The sequence below is a fragment of the Saccharothrix sp. ALI-22-I genome, assembly GCF_001984175.1.
GTDB lineage: Bacteria > Actinomycetota > Actinomycetes > Mycobacteriales > Pseudonocardiaceae > Actinosynnema.
In genome coordinates, this window is the sequence record NZ_MTQP01000068.1 from 114,198 (window position 1) to 132,988 (window position 18,791).

Consider the following 18,791-nt stretch of genomic DNA (forward strand, 5'->3'; position numbering starts at 1 on the left):
TCGGTCGTGGGACACTGTGCGGCGCTATGAGTCTGGACGCCGAGCTCCTCCTCGACTGGTTCGCCGACACCGCCCGCGACCTGCCCTGGCGACGGCCGGAGTGCACGGCGTGGGGTGTGCTGGTCAGCGAGATCATGTTGCAGCAGACCCCCGTCGCCCGCGTCGAGCCGATCTGGCACGAGTGGCTGGCCCGCTGGCCCACCCCGTCGGCGATGGCCGAGGCGAGCCAGGGCGATGTCCTGCGCGCCTGGGGCAAGCTGGGCTACCCGCGCCGCGCGCTCCGGCTGCACGCCGCCGCGCAGGCCATCGCCGAGCAGCACGACGACGTCGTCCCACAGGACGTGGACACGTTGCTCACCCTGCCGGGTATCGGCGCGTACACGGCACGGGCGGTCGCGGCGTTCGCCTACGGCCAGAAGTGCCCGGTGGTCGACACGAACGTCCGCCGGGTCGTGGCACGGGCCGTGCACGGCGCGGGCGACGCAGGCCCGCCGTCCACGACGAAAGACCTCCGCGACGTCGAAGTCCTGCTCCCCGACGACGACGCCGCTGTCTACTCGGCCGCGTTGATGGAACTGGGCGCCCTGGTCTGCACGGCCCGCGCACCGAAGTGCGCCGACTGCCCGGTGTTCGACGCGTGCGCGTGGCAGCTCAACGGCCGTCCCGCCTACGACGGCCCGGCCAAGGCGGTCCAGAAGTTCGCGGGCACCGACCGCCAGGTGCGTGGCCTGCTGCTGGACGTGCTGCGCGGCACCGACGAGCCGGTGGCCAAGACCCGGCTCGACCTGGTCTGGTCGGACGCGGGCCAGCGGGACCGGTGCCTGCACTCGCTGCTGGTCGACGGCCTGGTCGAGCAGACGCGGGAAGGCCTGTTCGCGCTGCCCGGGGAGCACTGACGTGCACGCGCTCGTGGTGTTCTTCGACGCCGAGGCGGACAACGCGGTGCGCGGCCTGTGGCGGCGGATCGGCACGCGGTCCGAGCTGCCCCCGCACCTGACGTACGCGGCGGCGGGCACGATCGGGCCGAAGGTGCGCGCCGAACTGCGCGAGGACCTGTCCCGGCTCTGGCTGCCCGACGTGTGGCTGCACACGCTCAGCGCCACCGAGAACACCCTCCAGCTCGGCGCCATCGTGGACAGCGAGCTGCTGGCCGTGCACTCGGCCGTGCACGACGTGCTCGCGGGCCGGGTGAAGCACCCCAACGCCCAGCACCTGCCGGGCAACTGGGTCCCGCACTGCACGCTGCTCAACGGCGAGGACGCCGAGGTGAAGACCGCCTTCGCCGAACTGCACCCGATCACGCCGATCCGCGCCAAAGCCGAGGAGATGGCGATCGTGGACACTCAGACCGGCGCGATCGACCCGCTCAGGAACGCCTCCACCGCACCCCGGTAGACCTCCGGCGCCTCGTCGTGCACCACGTGCCCGGATTCCGGCACCACGAGGTGCTGTCCACCGGTCCGCCGCGCCACCTCGGCCATCTGCCCGGCTCGCAACCCGCCCCGCCCGGCCTCGATCACGAGCATCGGGCACCGGATCGCGTCCACGAAGTCCCAGTACGCCCGCTCGCCCCACTCGGCGGCGATCTCGTACAGGTCGGGCAGGTGCGCGATGAGGTGCCAACCGTCCTCGCGCTCCTCGAACATCTCCTCCACCCGCGGCACGTTCACCACCGATCGCACGTGCGCCAAAGACCGGAACGGCACCGGCCACGCGTCGAAGTACCACTTCCAGTCGTCGATCGTGCGGCCCCGGTTGTCCGGCACCACGTCCTCGACCACGACCGCGCGCACCAGATCGGGCCGGGTCGCGGCGAGCGCCCACGCGTGCAGCCCGCCCATGGAGTGCCCGATCACCACCGCCGGCGCGAGGTCGAACCGCTCGATCACGGCCGCCGCGTCGGCGACGAAGTCCTCGGTCCGGAACGGCCCCCGCACCGGGTTGCGGCCGTGCCCGCGCGCGTCCGGCGCGACCACCCGCCCGTACGGCTCAAGCCACCGCGCGACTGTCCACCACGTGCTCGCCCGGCTCATCAGGCCGTGGAGCAGCAGGATGCCCTGCCCCGATCCCCCGAACTCGGCAACGCTCATACGTGCATCATGTCGGCATGGCCATCAGCCCGAAGGCACGCCCGTACCTGTTCGTCCTCGTCCTGGTGCTGGTGGCTGCCGGGATCGTGGTGGCCAGACTGCCGCAGGACCAGCCGACCGCGGCACCGACCACGACCGGCGTGACGACCCCGCCGGTGGTGAACGCCGAGGGCGGCGACGGCGCGGGTGACGCGTACTACCCGCAGGACGGCAACACCGGCTACGACGTCAGCGCCTACGACGTGTCGATCAGCTACGACCCGACCACCAAGCGGCTGGACGGCGTCGCGAAGATCACCGCCAAGGCGACCGCCGACCTGTCCCGGTTCAACCTCGACCTGTACGAGCTGGAGGTCTCGAACGTCGACGTGGGCGGGACGAAGGCCACGAGCTTCGAGCGGGAAGGCGACCACGAGCTGGTCGTCGTGCCCGAACGCGCGCTGCGCAACGGCGAGGAGTTCACCACCACCGTCGCGTACGGCGGGCAGCCGACCGTGGTGGAGGACCGGGCGCTGGGCCGCAGCGGTTGGCAGATCTCCTCGACCGGTGGCGCGTTCGCGGCCGGTGAGCCGCACTCGGCGACCACCTGGTTCCCGGCCAACGACACCCCGCGCGACAAGGCGACGTTCGCGTTGACCGCGCGGGTGCCGCAGGGCTGGTCGGTGGTCTCCAACGGCGTCGAAGAGGGCTCGGCCAGCGCGGACGGCTGGACGACGTTCCGCTGGGTCGCGGAGCAGCCGATGGCCACCTACCTGACCACGGTCGCGATCGACCGGTGGACGATCGAGCGGTCCACCCTGCCCGACGGCACCCCGGTCGTGGACGCCTACGCGCCGGGCGCGCAGAACGGCCGGCAGCACCAGGAACGGCTGCCGGAGGTGCTCGCGTTCCTGTCGGAGAAGTTCGGCCCCTACCCGTTCGAATCGGCGGGCGGGATCTTCCTGGCCGACAACATCGGCTTCTCGCTGGAGACCCAGACCCGGCCCATCTACGCCGGGTGGGCCGACCTGGACACCGTGGTGCACGAGAACGCGCACCAGTGGTTCGGCGACTCGGTGACCTTGGAGAACTGGGCCGACATCTGCCTCAACGAGTGCTTCGCCAGCTACGCCCAGTGGCTGTGGGACGAGGCGAAGGGCGGCGAGGACCTCGACGCCCGGTACCGCGCCGAGATCGAGCGGACCGGCGACCGCGACGCGTACTGGGGCCGCAAGCTCTACGACATGGGCCGCGGCAACGAATTCCGCGGCGTCTACGACAAGGGCCAGCTCGCGCTGCACGCGTTGCGCCGCCAGGTCGGCGACCAGGCGTTCGACCAGGTCCTGAAGGGCTGGACGGCCACGCACCGGGACAGCAACGCGTCGTGGCCCGAGTTCGAGGCGCACGTGGAGCAGGTCTCGGGGCAGGACCTGGACGCGTTCTTCGCCGCGTGGTTCCGGGGCGACGAGGTCCCCGCCGACGAGTACCTCTACCCCGGCTCGCTGCGCCGTTAGCGCGGCCCGTCCTGCGGTAACGTCGAGGCATGGCGGTTGTGAAGATCAATGCGATCCACGTGCCCGACGGCTCTGGCCCGGAGTTGGAGAAGCGGTTCGCCGCGCGACTGGGCGCGGTCGACTCCGAACCCGGTTTCCTCGGCTTCCAGCTCCTGCGGCCGGTCAAGGGCGACGACCGGTACTTCGTGGTCACCCAGTGGGAGACCGAGGAGGCCTTCCAGAACTGGATGGGCGGCCGGGCCAAGGAGGCGCACGCGGGCGAGCGGGCCAAGCCGGTGGGCACCGGGTCGGACCTGCTGGAGTTCGAGGTCGTGCTCAGCTCCCAGCCCAAGAGCTGACGATCCGGGGTTGACCGAGGCGCTCGACCGCGCGGCGGAGCTGATCAAGGGCGCCGACGCGCTGCTGGTGTGCGCGGGAGCCGGGATGGGCGTCGACTCCGGCCTGCCGGACTTCCGCGGCGCCACCGGCTTCTGGCAGGCGTACCCACCCTACGAGCGGCTGGGGCTGCGCTTCGAGGAACTGGCCGACCCGGTGCACTTCGTGGAGGACCCCACGCTCGCGTGGGGCTTCTACGGGCACCGGCTCGACCTGTACCGGCGCACCGTGCCGCACGACGGCTTCCGCGTGCTGCGGGACTGGGACGCGCGGGTGTTCACGTCGAACGTGGACGGCCAGTTCCAGCGGGCCGGGTTCACCGAGGTGGCCGAGGTGCACGGCTCGATCCACCACCTCCAGTGCGTGGAACCGTGCACGGACGACGTGTGGCCCGCCGACGACCTCGTGGTGGACGTGGACCCGGTGTCGATGCGCGCGACCGGGCCGCTGCCGTCGTGCCGCAACTGCGGTGGCCTGGCCCGGCCGAACATCCTCATGTTCGGCGACTGGTCGTGGGTCGGAGGGCCGTCGCAGAAGGCGTTGGACGGGTTGGTGCAGTGGCGGCGCGCGCACCGGAACCTCGCCGTGATCGAGATCGGCGCGGGTGTCGCGGTGCCGACCGTGCGCCGTCAGGCCGAACTGGCCAGTGCCGCCTCCGGCGCGCTGATCAGGATCAACCCGCGTGAGCCGGAGGTCCGGCACGGGCGCGGGGTGTCGCTGCCCATGGGCGCGCTCGAAGCGATCACCGGGCTGGCACGACGAATCGGGTGACCACGGCCCGGTGGTCCGTGCCGGGGATGTCGACCACGCGGAACGTGTCCACCGGGCACCGGCTGTCCACCAGCACGTGGTCGATGGTCACCGGCGGCGGCCACAGCGCGCCGGACGGCCACGTCGGGTTCAGGCCCTCGCCGACCTGGTCGGCCGCGTCCACGTAACCGTCGCCGAGCAGTCGGCGCAGGCCGACGTGGTCGAGGGTGGCGTTGAAATCGCCCGCCAGCACACGCACCGGACCGTTGATCTCCCGGGTCGGCAGGCCCGCCATGTCCCGCTGCCACCGCTCCGGCCCGGCGTCGATCACCGGCGGCATCGGGTGCACGGACAGCACCTCCATGTCGTCACCGGGCAGGTCGACCAGCGCGCCGGCCTGGCGCAACGAGCTGGGCGGCGTGAGGGTGCGGGGGAACAGCGGGTAGCGGGACGCGATGCCCGACCCGGAGCCGCCCGGTTCGTCCAGGAAGTGCCGGTAGGGCAGCACCCGCGCCAGCCCGGCGCGTTCGAAATCGCGGACCATGTCCGGCGTCAGCTCCTGGAGGGCCAGCACGTCGACGTCGTGCGCCTTGACGGCCGCCACCACCGCTTCCGCGTCGGCCCTGCCGACCAGCAGGTTCGCCGCCATCACCGTGACGTCCTGGCCGACGCCGACCGGCCGTGAGTCGGGGAACGCCCGCGGCGCGACCGCCGCCACCAGCACGACCGCGACCAACAATGTGACGAGGCCGACCACCCAACGCCTCAAGAGCAGCGCGAGTGCGCCCAGGACCACGCCCGCCGCCGTGACGTACGGCGTGAGGGCGGTCGTGGCGAGCATGTGGCGGCTGCCGTCGATCCCCAGCAGCCGGGTGACGCCGGCGAGCACGAACGCGATAGCGGCCACCACCAGCAGGAACGTCGTCCCCCCACGCCTGGTGCGGCGTTCCTCGATGTCGACCACGAGATCCAGTCTGCCCGAAACGGAGGTACGGCCGACGCCGACAACGCCGAAGCGCCCCCCGGAATCCCGGGGGGCGCTTCGACTCTGGCGCGTTCAGCCGTCAGGCGTCAGGCGGACTCGGAGTCCGACTCGCCACCGGAGTCGCCACCGGACGACGCGAGGTCGACCGGCGGGGCGTCCGGCACCCGCAGCGGCTTGGGCTCACCGCGGAACACGAAGTGCGCCTTGTCGTCGGCCTCGGACTCGCCGTCCCAGCCCTCGACGTCGGTGATGATGATGTGCCCGGGCTGGATCTCCCCGAACAGGATCTTCTCCGACAGCTGGTCCTCGATCTCACGCTGGATCGTGCGACGCAGCGGCCGGGCACCGAGCACCGGGTCGAACCCGCGCTTGGCCAGCAGCATCTTCGCGCGATCCGTGAGCTCGATCGCCATGTCCTTGTTCTTCAACTGCGTCTCGACCCGGGCGATCATCAGGTCCACCATCTTGATGATCTCGTCCTGCGTGAGCTGGTGGAAGACGATGATGTCGTCGATGCGGTTGAGGAACTCGGGCCGGAAGTGCTTCTTCAGCTCGTCGTTGACCTTGTTCTTCATCCGCTCGTAGTTGGACGCGGTGTCCTGACCCGAGGTGAAGCCGAGGCCGACGGCCTTGCTGATGTCCGACGTGCCGAGGTTGGACGTGAAGATGATGACGGTGTTCTTGAAGTCCACCGTCCGGCCCTGACCGTCGGTCAGGCGGCCGTCCTCCAACACCTGGAGCAGCGTGTTGTAGACCTCCTGGTGCGCCTTCTCGATCTCGTCGAACAGCACCACGGAGAACGGCTTGCGGCGCACCTTCTCGGTGAGCTGGCCGCCCTCTTCGTAGCCGACGTAGCCGGGAGGGGCACCGAACAGGCGCGACGCCGTGTACCGGTCGTGGAACTCGCCCATGTCGATCTGGATCAGGGCGTCGTCCTCGCCGAACAGGAAGTTCGCCAGCGCCTTGGACAGCTCGGTCTTACCCACACCGGACGGGCCGGCGAAGATGAACGAGCCCGACGGGCGCTTCGGGTCCTTCAGACCCGCCCGCGTGCGGCGGATCGCCTGGCTGACCGCCCTGACGGCGTCGACCTGGCCGATGATCCGCTTGTGCAGCTCGTCCTCCATGCGGAGCAGACGGCTGGTCTCCTCCTCGGTGAGCTTGAACACGGGGATGCCGGTCCAGTTCGCCAGCACCTCGGCGATCTGCTCGTCGTCCACCTCGGCGACGACGTCGAGGTCGCCGTCCTTCCACTGCTTCTCCCGCTCGGCCTTCTGGCCCAGCAGCTGCTTCTCCGCGTCACGGAGCTTCGCGGCGCGCTCGAAGTCCTGCGCGTCGATCGCGGACTCCTTGTCCCGGCGCACGTCGGCGATCTTCTCGTCGAACTCGCGCAGGTCCGGCGGCGCGGTCATCCGGCGGATGCGCATCCGCGCGCCCGCCTCGTCGATCAGGTCGATCGCCTTGTCCGGCAGGAACCGGTCGTTGATGTACCGGTCGGCCAGGGTGGCGGCGGCGACCAGCGCCGAGTCGGTGATCGAGACGCGGTGGTGCGCCTCGTACCGGTCGCGCAGACCCTTGAGGATCTCGATCGTGTGCTCCAGCGACGGCTCGCCGACCTGGATCGGCTGGAACCGGCGCTCCAGGGCGGGGTCCTTCTCGACGTACTTGCGGTACTCGTCGAGCGTGGTCGCGCCGATGGTCTGGAGCTCACCCCGGGCCAGCATGGGCTTGAGGATCGACGCGGCGTCGATCGCGCCCTCGGCCGCGCCCGCACCCACGAGGGTGTGGATCTCGTCGATGAACAGGATGATGTCGCCGCGCGTGCGGATCTCCTTGAGCACCTTCTTCAGGCGCTCTTCGAAGTCACCGCGGTAGCGCGAGCCCGCGACCAGCGAACCCAGGTCCAGCGTGTAGAGCTGCTTGTCCTTCAGCGTCTCGGGCACCTCGCCCTTGACCACCATCTGGGCCAAGCCCTCGACCACGGCGGTCTTGCCCACGCCGGGCTCGCCGATCAGGACCGGGTTGTTCTTGGTGCGGCGGGACAGCACCTGCATGACCCGCTCGATCTCCTTGGTGCGCCCGATCACCGGGTCGAGCTTGCCCTCCCGCGCACTGGCGGTCAGGTTGCGCCCGAACTGGTCCAGGACCAGGGACGAGGACGGGGTGCCCTCACCGCGGCCACCGGACTCGGCCGGCTCCTTGCCGCCGGAGTAGCCCGACAGCAGCTGGAGCACCTGCTGGCGCACCCGGTTGAGGTCAGCACCCAGCTTGACCAGCACCTGCGCGGCGACGCCCTCGCCCTCGCGGATCAGGCCCAGCAAGATGTGTTCCGTGCCGATGTAGTTGTGTCCGAGCTGCAGCGCTTCGCGCAGTGACAGCTCGAGCACCTTCTTGGCGCGCGGGGTGAAGGGGATGTGGCCGGATGGAGCCTGCTGGCCCTGGCCGATGATCTCTTCGACCTGCTGGCGGACGCCCTCCAGCGCGATCCCCAACGACTCCAGCGCCTTGGCGGCGACACCTTCACCCTCGTGGATCAACCCCAGGAGGATGTGTTCGGTGCCGATGTAGTTGTGGTTGAGCATCCGGGCCTCTTCTTGGGCCAGGACAACCACCCGCCTCGCGCGGTCGGTGAACCTTTCGAACATTCGCACTCCCTGACTGCTGCGCCGGCGGTCCTCGGGCTCACCCCTGGCCCACCGTCTGGCTGACCGTGGAGAGCGCGGCACCGTGGGACCACTGTAGTCGTCAAGCCCCGACACTCTCAGTTCCCGTTAGCAGGCAGTCGCGTTCGGGGATCTCTGTCATCGGTATCAACGCGTGATCTGCCAGGCAGATTCCACGGAACGGCTGTTGTCCGCTCAACGCGAACATTCAACCGTTCGGCGACGCCGGGGTGACCGACGTCACCGCTGTGGCGCAGGTTAGGTGAACCTCGGTAAGGTTAGGCAAGCCTCAGACCTACCGAACCGACGAGGACCTTCTGGCCATGACCGTACCCGTGAGGGTGACCGCGTGCGACGTGACAACGCCTGTCGCGGAGTCCGTCCGGCGGGTCGCCGCGCTGTCGCAGGGCTTCGAGGTGCGGTTCGGCCTGCCGGCTGACCGTGGTGGCTGGGTCGTCTGCTCGGAGTTCGTCGGCGAACCCGAGCGGTTCGACGTGTGGCGCAAGCAGCTGGCCGAGTGGATGCGCGAGCAGTACGGCGAGTCGCCCGACCGCGCCACCGCCGGGTACGTCATGAGCTGGTACCTCAACGTGGTCGGCATGCTGGGCGGGCTGCTGTTCCACACCGCGCGGCGGGTGCCGTCGCTGCGGCCCTCCGACGTGGCGTTCCGGCTGGCGCCCGAGGGGCGGCCGCACGCGGTCGGTGCGGCGTTGCTGACGGACGACTTCGCGTGCCTGCCCGACGACCCGGCGGGCAACCACCCGGCGGCGACGGTGGTGGCCGACGAGACCGCGTTGGCGGCGCTGCTGAGGGCCCGTTTCGCGGCGCACAGCGCGCAGTTCGTGGGCTCGTTCGGGTCGACCGTGCGGCTGGGGCGTCGGATGCTGTGGGCGGCGGCCACGGACGCCCTGGACAGCGCGGCGTGGACCGCGGGTCAGCTGACCGGCGACGAGACCGCGGGCGTGATGGACGCGGCGCTGCTGCTGCCGGCCAAGCTCGACCCGTTCACCTCCGCGTCCACCCTGAAGGCCACCGAAACCGGCTGGACCAGGCGCCGCGAGAGCTGCTGCTTCCACTTCGTCCTGCCGAACGCCGAAGCCTGCGCCACCTGCCCCCGCGTCTGCTGACCACGTTCTGAACGCTCAACTCACCCGTTCCCAACGTAGGACACGCGCGTTCCCAACGTAGGACACGCGCGTTCCGAACGTAGGACACGCGCGAGAGTCGAACGTTCACGTCGGGTTAGCGGTGGCGGTGGCCGATGGGGACTACGAGGGGGGTGCCGGCTACTGGGTCGGTGACGACTCGGGCGTCAAGGCCGAAGACCTCCAGGAGGTTGGATTCGGTCAGGACGTCGGAGGGGGAGCCCTCCACGATGATGCGGCCGTCTTTCATGGCGACCAGGCGGTCGGCGTAGCGGGCGGCGAGGTTGAGGTCGTGGAGGACCATGACGACGGTCCGCGCGTGCTCGCGGTGCAGGCGTTGCACGAGGTCGAGCACGTCGATCTGGTGGGCCAGGTCCAGGTAGGTCGTCGGCTCGTCCAGCAGGAGCAGGTCGGTGCCCTGGGCCAGCGCCATGGAGATCCACGCCCGCTGCCGTTGCCCGCCGGACAGCTCGTCCACGGTCCGGTCGGCCAAGTCCGCCATGGCCGTCATCTCCAGGGCCTCCGTCACGGCCGCCTCGTCGTCCGGCGACCACTGCCGGTACCAGGCCTGGTGCGGGTGCCTGCCGCGCGCCACGAGCTCGGCCACGGTCAGCCCCTCGGGCGCCTGCGGCGACTGCGGCAGCATCGCCAGCACCTTCGCCACCTCACGCGTGGGCGTGCGGTCGATGCGCTTGCCGTCCAGCACCACCGCGCCCGCCCGGGCGGGCAGCAGCCGTCCCAGGGCCCGCAGCAACGTCGACTTGCCGCACCCGTTGGGCCCGATCACCGCCGTCACCGAACCGGACAGCACGTCCAGATCGAGGTCGGACACCACCAGCCGCTCCCCGTACCCGACGGACAGCGACTGGGCCTGGAGCCGAACAGCGGTCATACCCGTGCCTCCCGGCGGCTGCGGACGAGCAGGTACATCAGATAGGGCGCGCCGAGCACCGCGGTCACCACGCCGACCGGCAGTTCGAACCCGCCGAACGCCAGCCGCGCGACCAGGTCCGACACCACGACCAGCAGCCCGCCGACGACGGCCGACCCGAGCAGCGGCGGCGTGGCGGTGCCGGCCAGCCGCAACGCGATCTGAGGTGACGCCAGCGCCACGAAAGCCACCGGACCGGCAGCGGCCGTGGCCACGGCGGCCAGCACGACGGCCAGCAACAGCATCACGCTGCGCGCGCCGTTGAGCCGCACCCCGAGCCCGCGCACGGTGTCGTCGTCGAACTGGAGCGCACCCAGCAGCCGGGCCCCGATCAGAGCCGCCGGAATCAGCAGCGCCAGCGCCAGCCCGACCGGCACGACGTGCTCCCACCCGCGCCCGTTGAGGCTGCCGGTGATCCACACGATCGCCCGCGACGCGTCCGTCACGTCACCGACCGTCAGCAGGTAGTGGGTGAAGTTGCCCGCCACCGCCGACACACCGATGCCCACGAGCACCAGCCGGAACCCCTCGATCCCCTGCCGCCACGCCAGCCCGTAGACCAAGAGCCCGGCCAGCAGCCCGCCGGCGAGGCTCGCCAACGGCACCCCGACCCGCGACAACGTCCCGTCGACCGCGCCGAGCGACCCGGCGAACGTGATCACGCTGACCGCACCGGCCCCCGCACCCCACGTGACGCCCAGGATGTCCGGGCTCGCCAACGCGTTGCGCGCGATCGTCTGGAAGACCGCCCCCGCGACACCGAGCGCCGCGCCGACGAACAGGCCGGTCAACGCCCTGGGCAGGCGCAGGTCGAGCACGATGAACCGCTGCCCCCGCGGCCCTCCGCCCATGAGCACGTCGAACACCTGACCCAGTGGGATCGGGAAGTCACCCCGCGCCACGCTGACCGCCGCCGCGAGCACCATCAGCCCCAGCCCGACGACCACCACGACGAACGGCCGCCACCGCAGCGGCCCGGACACCGGTCCGATCCGGAACCCCTTGGCCGGCAGCCCCTTCGCCGGCGACCCCGTCACAGCTTCACCAGCTTCCGCCGCCGCACCAAGGCGACGAAGAACGGCGCGCCGACCAGGGCCATCACCACACCGACCTCCAGCTCGCCCGGCCTGGTCACCACCCGTCCGATGACGTCCGCGACCAGCAGCACGATCGCGCCGATCACCCCCGAGAACGGCAGCAGCCACCGGTAGTCCGGCCCGGTCAACGCCCGCGCCGCGTGCGGCACGACCAGACCGAGGAACCCGATCGGCCCGCACACCGCCACCGCGCCGCCCACGAGCAACGTGGTCGCGACCACGCCCACGACCCGCGTCAACGCCACCCGCTGCCCCAGCGACCGCGCCACGTCGTCACCGAGGGCCAGCGCGTTCAACCCGACCGCGTTGAACGCCGCCAGCAGCAGCCCCAGCACCAGGAACGGCAGCACCTGCCACAGCACCGCGAGGTCACGCCCGGCGATCCCGCCGACCTGCCAGAACCGGAACGCGTCGAGGCTCTGCCGGTCCAGCAGCACCAGCGCCGCCACCAGACCCTGCATCAACGCGCTCACCGCCGCCCCGGCGAGCGCCAACGTCACCGGAGTCGGCCCCGACCGCCCGGAACCGAGCAGGAACACCACGACGCTGGCCACCAACGCGCCCGCGAACGCGAACCACACGTACCCGTAGAGACTGGTCACACCCAGCGTGAAGATCGACAGCACGACGGCGAACGCCGCCCCCTGCGTCACGCCCAGGATGCCCGGATCGGCCAGCGGGTTGCGGGTGTGCCCCTGCATCAACGCCCCACCGACGCCCAGCGCGATGCCCACGGCGACGCCGAGCAGCGTGCGCGGTACCCGCAATTCGCGGACGACGAGGTCGTTCTCCAGCCCCACCGGGGCGGTCAACGCGTGCCAGACGTCGCCGAGCGGGATGTCCTTGGCACCGATGGCGACGCTGGCGAGAGCGACCAGCACGAGAAGCCCGAGAAGCCCGAGGAGCAGGAACATGCGGGTGCTGCGGAGGGCCAAAGTGCTGCTCCTCCCGCGCCGGCCGAGTTCGGTGAGGCAAGCCTAACCGAATGCGTTGCGATGATTGGCGGACACGCTCCGTGCCACCGAACGGTCGAGCGGAAGATCGCCGAACGGCACCCGGAACGCCCGGAACGGTGCGCGGAAAAGATCATCGTTTCGCGGAGGGCGGTAGCCGCGGGTTCACAAATACAACCGAGGGGCACCGGACGAATCCGGTGCCCCTTCGTCGATTGACGTAATTGCCGTGGCCTGCGCCACGTCAATCACTCCCGTCAGCCCTGCTGGTGGTAAGCCTCCAGCACCTCGGCCGGGATGCGCCCGCGATCGGAGACCTTCATCCCCTGCTTGCGCGCCCACTCCCGAATGGCCTGGTTCTGCTCGCGATCCGCCGAAGCCGGACGAGCCGCCTTCACACCGGCCGGACGACCCGGACCGCGCTTGCGGCCACCCGCCTTGCGGGCACTGGCGACGAAGTCGGCGAGAGCGTCACGGAGCCTGTCCGCATTGCTCGCAGAAAGGTCGATCTCGTAGGACACACCGTCCAATCCGAAGCCGACCGTCTCCTCGGCCTTCCCGCCGTCCAGGTCATCGACCAGGGTCACGGTGACCTTCTGCGCCATGCGTATCCTCCTGGACTCGAATGCGCGGTGTTCCCCGACCGCGACCTTAAAGCATTGGCGAGTGCAGGTTAGCGCACAACTCCCTGAATGCGCCCCCCGAGTCCGAGGTGTTACTCATTCAGGGCGAACGAGGGGGAACAGGATCGTCTCCCGGATACCGAGACCGGTGAGCGCCATCAGCAGCCGGTCGATGCCCATTCCCACACCACCGCTCGGTGGCATTCCGTACTCCAGTGATCGCAGAAAGTCTTCATCGACCGGCATCGCCTCGACGTCACCGGTCGCACCAAGGCGTGCCTGGGCTTCCAACCGCTCCCGCTCGACCACCGGGTCCACCAGTTCCGAGTATCCCGTGGCCAACTCGAAACCGCGCACGTAGAGGTCCCACTTTTCGGCGACCCCCGGCCGGCTGCGGTGCTGACGGGTGAGCGGCGAGGTCTCCACCGGGAAATCGCGCACAAACGTGGGCGCGTGCAGGGTGTCCCCGACCAGGTGCTCCCACAGCTCCTCGACCAGCTTGCCGTGACCGAGCTTGGGGTCGGTCTCCAGGCCGTGCTTGTCCGCGAGCTTGCGCAGCCGCTCCGGAGAAGTTTCGGGCGTGACCTCTTCACCGACCGCGTCGGACAACGAGTCGTACATGCTCAACGTGGTCCACTCGCCACCGAGGTCGTACTCGGAACCGTCGACCAGCGTCACCACGTGCGAACCGGCGACGGCCAGCGCGGCCTCCTGGATCAGCTCCCGGGTCAGCACCGCGTTCGTGTCGTAGGTGGCGTACGCCTCGTAGTACTCCAACATGGAGAACTCGGGCGAATGCGACGAGTCCATGCCCTCGTTGCGGAAGTTGCGGTTGATCTCGAAGACCTTCTCGATACCGCCTACCACACACCGCTTGAGGTACAGCTCCGGCGCGATCCGCAGGAACAGGTCGATGTCGAGCGCGTTCGAGCGGGTGACGAACGGCCGGGCGGTCGCACCGCCCTGCAACGTCTGCAACATCGGCGTCTCGACTTCGATGAAACCGCGCCGGTGGAACGACTCCCGCAACGAGCGCACCACGGTCGCCCGGTTGCGCACCGTGTTCCGCGCCTGCTCACGCAGGATCAGATCCACGTACCGCTGGCGAATGCGGGTTTCCTCGGCGAGTTCCTTGTGCGCGACCGGCAACGGGCGCAACGCCTTCGCCGTGATCGCCCACCGGTCCGCCATCACCGACAGTTCGCCGCGGCGGGACGTGATGACCTCGCCGTGCACGAATACGTGGTCGCCCAAGTCGACGTCGGACTTCCATTCGCCCAGCGCCTGCTCGCCCACACCGGCCAGGCTCAGCATGGCCTGCAGTTCGGTGCCGTCGCCTTCACGCAGTGTCGCGAAGCACAACTTGCCGGTGTTGCGGATGAACATGACCCGGCCGGTCACACCGACGACTTCACCGGTCGCGGTGTCCGGCTCCAGTCCCTGATGTGCTTCGCGGACCTCGCGCAACGTGTGCGTGCGCGGTACTTCGACCGGATAGGGATCGACACCGCGTTCCAGCAGTCGCGCCCGCTTCTCCCGGCGCACCCTCAGCTGCTCGGGGAGATCGTCGTCGCTGGTCGCGGAACCGGTCGCTGGCTGCTCACTCACAAGGGGAAGGGTACGGAAAGACCGCTCGGGAAAACGAACCGGATCTCACTAGGCTGTGCGTGGTGACGGGAGATGACTTGCGGGCCCGGCGCGCGCACTCCTTCGGAGCGCACGCCTCGGCTTACGCGGAACACCGACCGGACTACCCGATCGAGGCCATCAGATGGGCCCTGGAGCCACTGGGCGAGGGGCCGCACCACGTGGTGGACCTCGCCGCGGGTACCGGCAAGCTGACCGGCGGCCTGCTCGCCGAGGGCCACCAGGTGACGGCCGTCGAGCCGGACGAGGGGATGCTGTCGGAACTGGTGCGCCGGCACGGTCCGGCGCGCGCGCTGCCCGGCAGCGCGGAGCGCATCCCGGTGCCGGACGGCACCGTGGACGCGGTGCTGGTCGGGCAGGCGTTCCACTGGTTCGACCCCGAGCGGGCGCTGCCGGAGATCGCCCGCGTGCTGCGGCCCGGCGGTGTGGTGGCCGCGATGTGGAACGGCGACGACGTCACGGTGCCGTGGGTCGCCGAGTTCGGCGAGGTGAGCACGTCCAGCGTCAGCGTGAAGGACCTGCACGGCGACTGGATGCCGACGCACGAGCTGTTCACCGTGCCCACCGAGCGGCTGTTCAAGCACACCCACCGGCGCACCGCCGAGTCGCTGGTGGCCACCATCAACACGCACTCGCACGTCCTGGTGATCTCGGAGGACGAACGGGACGAGCTGAACGCGCGGATGCTCGCGTTCCTCAAGTCCCGTCCGGAAACCGCCGAGGGCGAGTTCGACTACCCGTTGATGACCCTGGTGAAGCGCATGGTGTGCACCAAGACCGCATGATCTCACCGCGTGACCTCACCGCGAGGTCGACTCCCCAGGCGACCTCGCCCGCCGTCTGCGGAGCAGCGGCCATCAACACGACGTGATCCCCTATTTCATGTTGCGCTCGAAAACCAGCCGCAGGCCCAGCAACGTCAGATCCGGCACGTGCGCCTGGATGGTGGCCGACTCGGTCACCACCAGGGGCGCGAGACCGCCGGTGGCGATGACCGTGACCGGGCCCGGCTCGCTGAGCTGGAGTTCGTCCACGATCCGTCTCACCAGGCCGTCCACTTGGCCGACGAAGCCGTAGACGATGCCGGACTGCAGGCATTCCACGGTGTTCTTGCCGATCACCGACCGGGGCCGCACCAGCTCGACCTTGCGCAGCTGCGCGGCGCGTGCCGCGAGGGCGTCCACGGAGATCTCGATGCCGGGCGCCAGCGCGCCGCCCAGGAACTCGCCCTTGGCCGAGATCACGTCGAGGTTCGTGGACGTGCCGAAGTCGACCACCACGCACGCCGTGCTGTGCAGGTGGTGCGCGGCCAACGTGTTGATCACCCGGTCGGAGCCCACCTCCTTGGGGTTGTCCACCAGCAGCGGCACGCCGGTCCGCACGCCCGGCTCGACCAGCACCTTCGGCACGGTCGAGTAGTACCGGCCGAGCATCACCCGCAGTTCACGCAGCACCGCGGGCACGGTGGACAGCGCCGAGATGCCGGTGATCTTGTCGGCGTACTCGCCGAGCAGACCGCGCATGGTCAACGCCAGCTCGTCGGCGGTCATCCGGGCGTCGGTGCGCATCCGCCAGTCGCGGACGAGCGCGGCGGAATCGCCCGTGCCGTCGTAGAGGCCCAGGACGATGTTGGTGTTGCCGACATCGATGGCGAGCAGCACAGCGGGTCTCCCCCTGGTTTCGGCCTACTAGTCCTCGGCCTGGATCAACGCGTCCAGCGCCGCCGCGTCCTCGGTCTCCGCCGACACCGGCTCCGCCTGGGCCGGTCTCTGCGCGGTCGTCGACCCGTTGACCAGTCCGGAACCCTCCGGAGCGCGCGCCGGGTCGGCGCCCAGGTCGACCACCTTGTTGTCGGCGTCGACGAAGACCACCTTCGGTTCGTACACCCGTGCCTCGGCGTCGTCCATCTGCCCGTAGGCGATGAGGATCACCAGGTCGCCCGGCTTCACCAGGTGCGCCGCCGCGCCGTTGATGCCGATCACGCCGGTGCCCCGCTCGCCGGGGATGACGTAGGTCTCCAGGCGCGCGCCGTTGGTGACGTCCACGATCGCGACCTGCTCGCCGGCCAGCAGGTCGGCGGCGTCCATCAGGTCCTCGTCCACCGTGACCGAGCCGACGTAGTGCAGGTCGGCCTGGGTGACGGTGGCCCGGTGGATCTTCGACTTGAGCATGGTGCGCAACATCGCGGTCCCCTTACTCGTGCTACTCGTCGCCGCTGCCGAGCAGCACGGCGGCGTTGTCGATCAGTCGGGTGGAGCCGACGCGGGCGGCCACCAGCAGGCGGGCGTCGCCGTTCTCCGGGGCCGGGCCGAGGTCGGGCGCCCGCAGCTCCAGGTAGTCCAGCTCGATGCCGGGCACCGCGGCGAGGGTGTCGCGCGCGGCCTTGAGCACGGCGTCCGCGCCCTGTCCGCTGACGTACGCGCCCGCCACCAGGGCGGCGGACAACGTGGTCGCGGCGGAGCGCTCGTCGGCGGACAGGTAGCGGTTGCGCGAGGACAGCGCCAGGCCGTCCGGCTCGCGCACGGTCGGCACGCCGACCACGTCCAGCGGGAAGTTCAGGTCGCGCGCCATCCGGTGGATCAGCGTGAGCTGCTGGTAGTCCTTCTCGCCGAACACCGCGTAGGTGGGCTGCACGATGTTGAACAGCTTGGCGACCACGGACAGCACGCCGGTGAAGTGGCCGGGCCTGGTCTTGCCCTCCAGCTCGTCGCCGAGCGGGCCGGGGTCCACCGTGACGGTGCCGCCGGGCAGGTACATGTCGTCCACGGACGGCGCGAACACCAGGCCGACGCGCTCCTCGCGGCAGATGTCCACATCGGACTCGAAGCTGCGCGGGTAGCGGTCGAAGTCCTCGTTCGGGCCGAACTGCGTCGGGTTCACGAAGATGGAGACGACGACCACGGTGTTCTGCATGACCTGCGCTTCGCGGATCAGCTTGCGGTGACCCGCGTGCAGCGCGCCCATGGTCGGCACCAGGGCGATGTTGCGACCGGCCGCCTTCAACGCCCTGGTGACGCGGTGCAGCCGTGCCGGGTCGCGGTGCACCGTCACGTCGTTCGGCGTGTAGTCGTCCTTGGTGAGCGGCTTGGTCATGCCTGTTCCTCAAGAGTGGTGCGGACGTCGGACGCCAGTTCGGGCTTGAGCAGCCCGGCGGCCTGAGCGCGCGCCGCGGTGCGGAGCGCGAGAACCCGGTATGCGGACAGGGTGTCCTGGTCGGCGAGCACCGCCAGGTGCTTGGCCACGGTGCCCGCGTCGCCGCGTGCGACCGGACCGGTGAGGGCGCGGTCGCCGTGCCGCAGGGCGTTGTCCAGCGCGGCGGACAGCAGCGGGCCGAGCATCCGCTCGGCGTCCTCGATACCGGCGCCGCGCAGCAGGTCCGCGCAGTCGGCAACCAGGGTGATCAGGTGGTTCGCGCCGTGCGCGAGGGCGGCGTGGTAGAGCGGGCGGGCGGCCTCGGGGACGCGCACCGGTTCAGCGGACATCTCCACCACCAGCGCCTCGCCCACGTTCCACGCGATCTCGTCGTCGTCGGCCGCGGTGACGCCGACCGAGCAGGCGTTCATCCGCTGCACGTCCTCGACGCGGCCGGTGAACGTCATGACCGGGTGCAGCGCCACGCACAGCGCGCCCAGCTCGGTGGCGGGCCGAAGGACGTCCACGCCCTGCGCGCCGCTGGTGTGCACGACGATCTGCCCGGCCCGCAGCGAACCGGTGGCGACGAGGCCGCGGACCAGGCCCGCCAGCTCGTCGTCCGGCACGGCGAGCAGCACCAGGTCGGCGGAGGCGGCGACTTCCGGTGGCGGCAGCACGAGCGCGTCCGGCAGCAGGTCTTCGGCGCGGCGCAGCGAGTCGCGGGAGACGGCGGAGACGGCGCTCACGACGTGGCCCGCGCGGGTCAGCGCGGCGCCCAGCACCGAACCCACCCGGCCTGCCGAGATCACTCCCACGGCCAGCCGCGCGGGGCGGGGGGTCGCGTCCATGCGACGTACTCCTTCAGGCGGCGTTCCAGGCCCTGATGTGCGGGTACCGGACGACGGGC

The 18,791-nt window shown here is 70.4% G+C and carries 19 protein-coding genes; 7 read left to right on the forward strand and 12 right to left on the reverse strand.

The features are described from left to right. The first annotated feature begins 26 nt into the window (after positions 1-26). Positions 27-896, forward strand: coding sequence for an A/G-specific adenine glycosylase (locus ALI22I_RS37115; RefSeq protein ID WP_077010279.1), 870 nt, complete (start codon positions 27-29; stop codon positions 894-896). A 1-nt stretch (position 897) separates the two neighbouring features. Further along, positions 898-1,395: a 2'-5' RNA ligase family protein gene (locus ALI22I_RS37120; protein WP_077010280.1), complete on the forward strand. Its 498-nt coding sequence runs from the start codon at positions 898-900 to the stop codon at positions 1,393-1,395. Here ALI22I_RS37120 and ALI22I_RS37125 read toward each other — a convergent pair. Then, on the reverse strand, positions 1,344-2,090 hold the full coding sequence (locus ALI22I_RS37125; protein WP_077010281.1) for an alpha/beta fold hydrolase: 747 nt from the start codon (positions 2,088-2,090) through the stop codon (positions 1,344-1,346). The two genes, ALI22I_RS37120 and ALI22I_RS37125, sit on opposite strands and share 52 nt — an antisense overlap. A 17-nt stretch (positions 2,091-2,107) precedes the next feature. Here ALI22I_RS37125 and ALI22I_RS37130 point away from each other — a divergent pair, with 17 nt between their 5' ends. Genes ALI22I_RS37130 through ALI22I_RS37140 form a run of 3 tightly spaced genes read left to right on the forward strand, consistent with a single transcriptional unit; the run spans position 2,108 to position 4,729 of the window. Then, positions 2,108-3,583, forward strand: a complete 1,476-nt coding sequence (locus ALI22I_RS37130; RefSeq protein ID WP_077010282.1) for a M1 family metallopeptidase — start codon at positions 2,108-2,110, stop codon at positions 3,581-3,583. Between the two features lie 29 nt (positions 3,584-3,612). Then, positions 3,613-3,921 carry an antibiotic biosynthesis monooxygenase family protein gene (locus tag ALI22I_RS37135; RefSeq protein ID WP_077010283.1) on the forward strand — a complete coding sequence of 103 codons (309 nt, stop codon included), beginning with the start codon at positions 3,613-3,615 and terminating at the stop codon, positions 3,919-3,921. Between the two features lie 10 nt (positions 3,922-3,931). After that, positions 3,932-4,729 (forward strand): SIR2 family NAD-dependent protein deacylase, encoded by a 798-nt coding sequence (locus tag ALI22I_RS37140; protein ID WP_077010284.1) that lies wholly within the window; start codon positions 3,932-3,934, stop codon positions 4,727-4,729. Here ALI22I_RS37140 and ALI22I_RS37145 read toward each other — a convergent pair. Together ALI22I_RS37145 and ALI22I_RS37150 are read right to left on the reverse strand one after the other, a co-directional pair. Further along, positions 4,701-5,672: an endonuclease/exonuclease/phosphatase family protein gene (locus ALI22I_RS37145; RefSeq protein ID WP_077010285.1), complete on the reverse strand. Its 972-nt coding sequence runs from the start codon at positions 5,670-5,672 to the stop codon at positions 4,701-4,703. The genes ALI22I_RS37140 and ALI22I_RS37145 overlap by 29 nt on opposite strands. A 107-nt stretch (positions 5,673-5,779) precedes the next feature. After that, positions 5,780-8,338: an ATP-dependent Clp protease ATP-binding subunit gene (locus ALI22I_RS37150; RefSeq protein WP_077010286.1), complete on the reverse strand. Its 2,559-nt coding sequence runs from the start codon at positions 8,336-8,338 to the stop codon at positions 5,780-5,782. Positions 8,339-8,679: 341 nt separating this feature from the next. On the opposite strand from ALI22I_RS37150, the gene ALI22I_RS37155 reads away from it, so the two are divergent. After that, positions 8,680-9,483, forward strand: coding sequence for a (2Fe-2S)-binding protein (locus ALI22I_RS37155; RefSeq protein WP_083752291.1), 804 nt, complete (start codon positions 8,680-8,682; stop codon positions 9,481-9,483). A gap of 115 nt (positions 9,484-9,598) precedes the next feature. Here the strand turns inward: ALI22I_RS37155 and ALI22I_RS37160 are convergent, their stop codons facing one another. From ALI22I_RS37160 to lysS, 5 genes are all read right to left on the reverse strand, one after another. After that, positions 9,599-10,393, reverse strand: coding sequence for an ABC transporter ATP-binding protein (locus ALI22I_RS37160; RefSeq protein WP_077010287.1), 795 nt, complete (start codon positions 10,391-10,393; stop codon positions 9,599-9,601). Next, positions 10,390-11,469 (reverse strand): FecCD family ABC transporter permease, encoded by a 1,080-nt coding sequence (locus tag ALI22I_RS37165; protein WP_077010288.1) that lies wholly within the window; start codon positions 11,467-11,469, stop codon positions 10,390-10,392. Before ALI22I_RS37165 ends, ALI22I_RS37160 begins: the two co-directional genes overlap by 4 nt. Further along, positions 11,466-12,443 (reverse strand): FecCD family ABC transporter permease, encoded by a 978-nt coding sequence (locus tag ALI22I_RS37170; RefSeq protein ID WP_077010289.1) that lies wholly within the window; start codon positions 12,441-12,443, stop codon positions 11,466-11,468. Before ALI22I_RS37170 ends, ALI22I_RS37165 begins: the two co-directional genes overlap by 4 nt. A 296-nt stretch (positions 12,444-12,739) precedes the next feature. Then, positions 12,740-13,087, reverse strand: coding sequence for a histone-like nucleoid-structuring protein Lsr2 (locus tag ALI22I_RS37175; protein WP_077010290.1), 348 nt, complete (start codon positions 13,085-13,087; stop codon positions 12,740-12,742). Positions 13,088-13,201: 114 nt separating this feature from the next. After that, positions 13,202-14,713: a lysine--tRNA ligase gene (gene lysS, locus ALI22I_RS37180; protein ID WP_077010291.1), complete on the reverse strand. Its 1,512-nt coding sequence runs from the start codon at positions 14,711-14,713 to the stop codon at positions 13,202-13,204. Between the two features lie 62 nt (positions 14,714-14,775). On the opposite strand from lysS, the gene ALI22I_RS37185 reads away from it, so the two are divergent. Then, positions 14,776-15,537 carry a class I SAM-dependent methyltransferase gene (locus ALI22I_RS37185; RefSeq protein ID WP_202971156.1) on the forward strand — a complete coding sequence of 254 codons (762 nt, stop codon included), beginning with the start codon at positions 14,776-14,778 and terminating at the stop codon, positions 15,535-15,537. A 90-nt stretch (positions 15,538-15,627) separates the two neighbouring features. On the opposite strand, the gene ALI22I_RS37190 is transcribed toward ALI22I_RS37185, so the two are convergent. The 4 genes from ALI22I_RS37190 to ALI22I_RS37205 are packed head-to-tail and all read right to left on the reverse strand — an operon-like array spanning position 15,628 to position 18,732. Next, a complete protein-coding gene (locus ALI22I_RS37190) occupies positions 15,628-16,413 on the reverse strand; it encodes a type III pantothenate kinase (protein ID WP_077010293.1) in 786 nt (261 codons plus the stop codon). A gap of 27 nt (positions 16,414-16,440) precedes the next feature. After that, positions 16,441-16,935: an aspartate 1-decarboxylase gene (panD, locus tag ALI22I_RS37195; protein ID WP_077010294.1), complete on the reverse strand. Its 495-nt coding sequence runs from the start codon at positions 16,933-16,935 to the stop codon at positions 16,441-16,443. 19 nt (positions 16,936-16,954) lie between these two features. After that, positions 16,955-17,845 carry a pantoate--beta-alanine ligase gene (gene panC, locus ALI22I_RS37200; RefSeq protein ID WP_077010295.1) on the reverse strand — a complete coding sequence of 297 codons (891 nt, stop codon included), beginning with the start codon at positions 17,843-17,845 and terminating at the stop codon, positions 16,955-16,957. Beyond that, positions 17,842-18,732: a Rossmann-like and DUF2520 domain-containing protein gene (locus tag ALI22I_RS37205; protein WP_077010296.1), complete on the reverse strand. Its 891-nt coding sequence runs from the start codon at positions 18,730-18,732 to the stop codon at positions 17,842-17,844. Before ALI22I_RS37205 ends, panC begins: the two co-directional genes overlap by 4 nt. Positions 18,733-18,791: the final 59 nt, after the last annotated feature.

Bases quoted from the DNA above. Each gene is read 5' to 3' on its own strand.
- ALI22I_RS37130 (WP_077010282.1), top strand. From the start codon at position 2,108: ATGGCCATCAGCCCGAAGGCACGCCCGTACCTGTTCGTCCTCGTCCTG.
- ALI22I_RS37150 (WP_077010286.1), bottom strand. From the start codon at position 8,338: ATGTTCGAAAGGTTCACCGACCGCGCGAGGCGGGTGGTTGTCCTGGCC.
- ALI22I_RS37115 (WP_077010279.1), top strand. From the start codon at position 27: ATGAGTCTGGACGCCGAGCTCCTCCTCGACTGGTTCGCCGACACCGCC.
- ALI22I_RS37135 (WP_077010283.1), top strand. From the start codon at position 3,613: ATGGCGGTTGTGAAGATCAATGCGATCCACGTGCCCGACGGCTCTGGC.
- ALI22I_RS37205 (WP_077010296.1), bottom strand. From the start codon at position 18,732: ATGGACGCGACCCCCCGCCCCGCGCGGCTGGCCGTGGGAGTGATCTCG.
- ALI22I_RS37155 (WP_083752291.1), top strand. From the start codon at position 8,680: ATGACCGTACCCGTGAGGGTGACCGCGTGCGACGTGACAACGCCTGTC.
- ALI22I_RS37170 (WP_077010289.1), bottom strand. From the start codon at position 12,443: ATGTTCCTGCTCCTCGGGCTTCTCGGGCTTCTCGTGCTGGTCGCTCTC.
- ALI22I_RS37160 (WP_077010287.1), bottom strand. From the start codon at position 10,393: ATGACCGCTGTTCGGCTCCAGGCCCAGTCGCTGTCCGTCGGGTACGGG.
- ALI22I_RS37125 (WP_077010281.1), bottom strand. From the start codon at position 2,090: ATGAGCGTTGCCGAGTTCGGGGGATCGGGGCAGGGCATCCTGCTGCTC.
- panD (WP_077010294.1), bottom strand. From the start codon at position 16,935: ATGTTGCGCACCATGCTCAAGTCGAAGATCCACCGGGCCACCGTCACC.
- ALI22I_RS37175 (WP_077010290.1), bottom strand. From the start codon at position 13,087: ATGGCGCAGAAGGTCACCGTGACCCTGGTCGATGACCTGGACGGCGGG.
- panC (WP_077010295.1), bottom strand. From the start codon at position 17,845: ATGACCAAGCCGCTCACCAAGGACGACTACACGCCGAACGACGTGACG.